Annotated in this window: 6 protein-coding genes; 4 read left to right on the top strand and 2 right to left on the bottom strand. The window is 57.4% G+C overall.

Annotation, left to right across the window (positions count from 1 at the left end; translation table 11 throughout):
• The coding region (locus tag AKV04_RS04920) for an IS3 family transposase (protein WP_054005359.1) at positions 1-554 on the top strand (554 nt) is incomplete at its 5' end.
• Positions 555-857: 303 nt separating this feature from the next.
• Here the strand turns inward: AKV04_RS04920 and AKV04_RS04915 are convergent.
• Positions 858-1,202, bottom strand: coding sequence for a hypothetical protein (locus AKV04_RS04915; protein ID WP_054005358.1), 345 nt, complete (start codon positions 1,200-1,202; stop codon positions 858-860).
• Between the two features lie 187 nt (positions 1,203-1,389).
• On the opposite strand from AKV04_RS04915, the gene AKV04_RS04910 reads away from it, so the two are divergent.
• From AKV04_RS04910 to AKV04_RS04900, 3 genes are all read left to right on the top strand, one after another.
• Positions 1,390-2,793: a calcium-binding protein gene (locus AKV04_RS04910; RefSeq protein ID WP_054005357.1), complete on the top strand. Its 1,404-nt coding sequence runs from the start codon at positions 1,390-1,392 to the stop codon at positions 2,791-2,793.
• Positions 2,794-2,992: 199 nt separating this feature from the next.
• Positions 2,993-3,943 carry a L,D-transpeptidase family protein gene (locus AKV04_RS04905; RefSeq protein WP_054005356.1) on the top strand — a complete coding sequence of 317 codons (951 nt, stop codon included), beginning with the start codon at positions 2,993-2,995 and terminating at the stop codon, positions 3,941-3,943.
• An 86-nt stretch (positions 3,944-4,029) separates the two neighbouring features.
• Positions 4,030-4,752 (top strand): extensin-like domain-containing protein, encoded by a 723-nt coding sequence (locus AKV04_RS04900; RefSeq protein WP_054005355.1) that lies wholly within the window; start codon positions 4,030-4,032, stop codon positions 4,750-4,752.
• A 144-nt stretch (positions 4,753-4,896) separates the two neighbouring features.
• Here the strand turns inward: AKV04_RS04900 and AKV04_RS04895 are convergent.
• Positions 4,897-5,325: recombinase family protein (locus AKV04_RS04895; RefSeq protein ID WP_162232835.1), on the bottom strand; the 429-nt coding region annotated here is incomplete at its 5' end.

The following is a 5,325-nucleotide window of genomic DNA, read 5'->3' as shown; positions in this document are numbered from 1 at the left end:
GCCCTGCGGTCGTGGCCGACAACACCTTGAACCGAGAGTTTGATGTCGACGCTCCGGACCAGTTCTGGGTCACAGATATCACCTACATCCGCACCCACGAGGGCTTCGTTTATCTCGCAGTTGTCATCGATCTATTTTCTAGGCGTGTTGTTGGGTGGTCCATGCAGGGTCGGACCTATACGGATCTGCCGTTGCAAGCCCTTCTGATGGCCGTCTGGCGCCGCAAACCGAAGACCAAAGTCCAAGTGCATTCCGACCAAGGCTCACAGTTCACCAGCTATGAGTGGCAGGAGTTCCTCGAACAGCACAATCTGACGCAAAGCATGAGCCGACGTGGCAACTGCTGGGACAACGCCGTCGCCGAAAGCTTCTTCAACCTGCTCAAACGCGAACGCATCCGCCGAAGAAAGTATAAAACCCGCAAAGAAGCCCGCCAGGATGTGTTCGACTACATCGAGTTCTTCTACAACCCGCAGCGCAAACACGTTAGGAACGGAATGCTGTCGCCGATCGCATTCGAGCAGCAGCAAAAACTGAAGCTGCAAGGTGTCTAGGAAACTCGGGGCTATTCAGGACCGCCTCCCCTTCGTACGCCTGATATTGATGCAGGATGTGCATAGTCAATGAATCGTGTTTAGTTCGGTGACGGTGTTCACGAAAGTAAAACAAGCCTAGCCTCGCTAAAATGCTATCCCTTGGACGATATTGGAAGGCGCGTGTGTACTGTAGGACCGTTCATGCAGACACTTGTTTTTCCCGACAATGCAGAATTCCGGTCTGAATGCAGTGGGCAAAGACAGAGCACTTTCGAAAGCGAAGTAGATCTAATGGCCGTGCGCAGATCTACTACAAAGACCCTACACCCACGTCAGTCTGTCTAACAACACTTTTACATTCCACATCTGCCACGCTTCCCCACGCCGAATCTGTATTCCCCGCCGGATCAACCCCACAGCAATTGCCCGCAGGCTTGCTTGCCGTGCCCCACGGACATCCGCGACCACACCTGCAAGGTCACCCGCGAAGCCGTCTGCGTTGACCGCCGCCGCCGCTCTGAGCGCCACACCGCCCTTCCCGGCCCGCCTCAGCGCCTTGGCCCCATTGGGCTTGCCCAACTTTATCCCGCGTGCCCGTGCCACGGCCAGCGCCTGTTTGCTGCGGCGCGAGATCGCCTCACGTTCAGATTGGTCGACAAGCGCCATGATGCGAAGCGAAAGTCCGGCGCATTTTCACTGTGAAGACATTGTAGAGGAACCGTTTCAAAGCTGAAGCGTTGTTCGCAATAAGGTCGATAATGCCTTAGATGCTAATAAGAGCTTAGCTCAGTGGCCTGACATGCATGCAGCCCATGCATATTCACTATGCGCACCGCAATCCCAGGAGACTTTCATGAGCACGTACACCGTCGGACCCAATTCCGATTTCCCCTCGATTGCGGCCGCCATGCAAGTGTCAGGACCCGGAGACGTCCTTCGCCTCGAGGCGGGCTACGGCAATGAAACGGCAACCGTAGCTTTCAGCGGCATGACCATCTTCGGCGGCGCATCGTCGCACAATATCCTATTAAACCTCGCATTGGGCGTCACCACCGTGACCTTGACCGGCAATGCTCCAATCCGCCTGCATGACGCCAGTGATGCCAATGGCATTGTCGGCAACGCTGGCAACAATATCGTCACAGTCACGGGCGGCATCGATGCGGTGAATGGCGGCCTCGGCATAGATCGCCTAATTGTTGACTATAGGGGTGCTATTGGGGCTGTGACAGGCGACAGCACCTCCAGCTTTACCGAAGCAGGCGGTGGTGGGCGCATGGTCACCATTACTGACGGTACCATCGAGCACTTTACCATTTTGTCGGGTAATGGCACTGACACAATCACGACTGGCGCAGGAAACGATATCATAAAGACCGGGCAAGGCGCGTCCACCGTTTCAGCAGGTCAAGGGGCGAACACGATCATAGGGGGTGGAAACGCAGACACTATCACCGCTCTCGACGGTGGCAACTCCGTCTACGCGGGAAATGGGGCCAATACCGTTACAACCGGTAACGGAGATGATGTCATTTATTGCGGCGTCGGGGCTGACACAATAACTGCAGGCGGCGGAAGTGACCGTATTACTCTGCGTGGCGGTGCCGACAGTGTTCATGCTGGCGCAGGCGATGACCGACTGATCATCGACTATACGGCGATGACGTCCAGAGTGTCCGGCGGTATCACGGGCGGTAATCTGCTGACGGGCTATGTTGGACATGTGGCAGATCGCCTCGGCAGCTCTGTCGATTTCCAAGGGAGTGAAAACTTTACGATTATGGCAGGTAGTGGAAATGACGCGCTGACCACGGGCAATGGTGCCGATGTTTTGCTTGGAAACGCCGGAAACGACCAACTGAATGGGGGCGGTGGCCGCGATCAGTTGATTGGCGGTGCTGGAAGCGACACGCTGCGGGGAGGCTTGGGGGCTGATATCGTCACTGGCGGCGCTGGAGCCGACGTGTTTGTGTTTGCTTCGGTTGCCGAAGGTAGTACCGGCTTTGGCCACGACCTGATCACCGACTTTCAGATTGGAACCGATCGGATTGCACTGACAGCGATAGACGCAAACCTGAGCCTCGCGGGGAATCAAAGCTTTGATTTTGTAGGTTCTGCGCAATTTTCGTCGGTTGCCGGTGAGCTTCGCTATTCCAATGGGCTTGTGACGGGAGATGTCGACGGCGATAGCGTGGCTGACTTTACCATTAACATTGGCGTGCTCTCGGGTCTGACGCAGAGCGACTTCCTACTTTAAATTATCCCCGGACTTACCAATCGCGGCGGGTCCGGACTTAATCAACTTGCTCAATTTGCCAGGCAGAAAGCTGGGCGGCCTGTATCGGCAATTGATGACGACGACAGGCACCCTCACAGGTAACCTGAAAAACTATCCATCGTCCCCTTAGAACCAAATTGCTTCGCGCGCGTTTTCTGGGGCCTAATCTGAGGTTTACATGCGGCCAATATTGTTCTGCGCTGCTCTTCTGACCACAAACCCTGCCTTCGCTCTGTCTCCCGGCGACATTGAAGCCGCAACCTTTGAAGGTTTCGATACGCCGGATGGCCAGTCCGGGCTGACGGTGAAGTTGCAAGTCCTGCTGGATCGGGCCGGCATCTCTCCGGGTGTCGTCGACGGATACAAAGGCGAGATGAGCGAAAGCGCGCTACGCGGATTTGAAGAGCGCCAAGGCCTGCTGGTCGACGGCATTCTGGATGCAGACGTCTGGTCTGCTCTCATCGGCGATGATGTAATGCCAATTCTGACAACCTACACGGTGAGCGCCGATGATATTTCTGAGCTGACCGAAACCATTCCCGACAACGTGGCTGAAAAGGCAAAACTTGCCAAGCTGGGGTATGTCCGCGTCGCCGAGAGGCTTGCCGAACGGTTTCACATGGATGAAGATTTTCTGAGGGCCCTCAACCCAGAGGCAAACTTTGTCATGGGCGAGTCTGTTTGGGTAGCAGACCCCGGCGAGATGCTGGTGGCCGAGGTGGCACGGATTGAGATTCGCAAATCCGAACGCCGCGCCGTAGGCTTCGACGCAGAAGGGCGGATGGTGACCAACTATCCGGTAGCCATTGGTTCCGCAGCCACCCCGTCGCCTGAAGGGCTTGTAGAAGTTGTCGCCATCGCGATGGATCCTACCTACAGCTATCTGCCTGAAACCAACTTCGTCGTGGATGGCGTGACAGACGCGCTGATCTTGCCACCAGGACCAAATGGCCCCGTGGGGTCGGTTTGGATCGATCTGTCTAAACCAACCTACGGCTTGCACGGCACGGATACTCCGGAGTCGCTGTTTCAGGCCGTTAGCCGCGGGTGTGTGCGATTCACAAACTGGGACGTTGAAGAGTTGGCCCATTTGGTAAAGCCGGGCGTGTCAGTGGAATTTCTGGAATGAAGCGGGTTGCCGCCATTATGTTTGCAATTGCCATCGCCATACCAGCAACCGCACAGAATGCCGCAACGCAACAGCCTATACGCCCGATGCCCCGCCCCCAAGACGCCCCTACGGCCGCTGCGCCTGCACAGGTCACTCCGCCACAGGCCGTTGAAGAAACCGAAAATGTCGCCGCCCCGTCGCGGGCAATTGCGGCGAAGGGACAGCGGGATTTGCTCCGGCAGGACGATGCAACCTATGCCTCCTGCCTTGTCGCGCTGCACGATTTGGCGGTCGTCTACGAGGAAGTTGTGGCCGTCGTGCCAGAAGACGATGTCGATTGCGGAATCTTGCAACCCATCAAGGTCAGCGAGATCGCTCCGGGAGTCGCCCTCGTCCCTCCAGCTGTCATACGTTGCCCAACGGCACAGGCACTGGCCTCTTGGGTGCAGGATTTCGTTCTGCCCGCCGCAGCCCGCCTTGACGGTCGGGGCGCCTTGACCGCCATAGAAAACGGCTCTGGCTACACCTGCCGCAGACGCAACAATGAGGACGACGGAGCATTGTCGGAACACGCCTTCGGAAATGCGTTCGACGTGATGGGGTTTCGTTTTGAACTAGGTTCCCCCGTGATGGTCGGACCAGGCAAATCGCAAGACGGCCTTGCCCGTGCCTTTCAGGATGCGGTCTGGGCCTCCGCGTGTCTTGATTTCGCAACAGTTCTAGGGCCCGGTTCGAACGCGTCGCATGAAGACCACCTGCATTTCGATATAATTGCGCGCAAAAACGGATTTCGAATTTGTGAATTGGGCGCTGCGATCGAAGAGTGATCTGAAGAGTACTCACGGGCATTTTGCTGCGCGAACCGCGAGCGGCAGAATTGGGACAATACGGCCAAGCCGCACAGGGAAGAGTTGCCCCTTCGCAGGCCGATGATATCTCCGCCCTCAGTTCAGACAGCTGCAAGAGGCATCTTACCCATCCATCCGTCGTAACAAATTCCGCACGTTCGACACATGCCATCGCGCGCCCTGCCGGGTGAGCATGCCCCGCTCGCTTAGCTGCTCGGCTATGGCACGCAGCGTCAGATGCCCCTCCGCGCGAATATCCGCGATCACCGGAGCAAGGTCGCTTGCATGTAGTCTGGCATTGGCACTCACCGCCTCGCGCAGGGCCACACCGCCCTTCCCCGCGCGCCGGAGCGCATCCGCACCGTTGGGATTGCCCAGCTTCACCCCGCGCGCCTTGGCGACCGCCAGAGCCTCCTTTGTGCGCCTAGAGATCGCCTCCCGCTCCGCTTGCGCCACCAGCGCCATGATTCCTACCGTCAGGTCATTGGCTTCCGGCATGTCAACAGCAAGGAAACGCACACCACTATCGCGCAAAGTGAGCAGGAAGGCGGC

This window comes from Cypionkella psychrotolerans, from assembly GCF_001294535.1.
GTDB lineage: Bacteria > Pseudomonadota > Alphaproteobacteria > Rhodobacterales > Rhodobacteraceae > Cypionkella > Cypionkella psychrotolerans.
The sequence above is the reverse complement of the archived record's forward strand: the minus strand, read 5'-3'. Positions and strand labels throughout refer to the sequence as shown.

Coding starts and splice junctions, on each gene's coding strand:
- AKV04_RS04915 (WP_054005358.1), bottom strand. CDS start 1,202: ATGGCGCTTGTCGACCAATCTGAACGTGAGGCGATCTCGCGCCGCAGC.
- AKV04_RS04910 (WP_054005357.1), top strand. CDS start 1,390: ATGAGCACGTACACCGTCGGACCCAATTCCGATTTCCCCTCGATTGCG.
- AKV04_RS04900 (WP_054005355.1), top strand. CDS start 4,030: ATGCCCCGCCCCCAAGACGCCCCTACGGCCGCTGCGCCTGCACAGGTC.
- AKV04_RS04905 (WP_054005356.1), top strand. CDS start 2,993: ATGCGGCCAATATTGTTCTGCGCTGCTCTTCTGACCACAAACCCTGCC.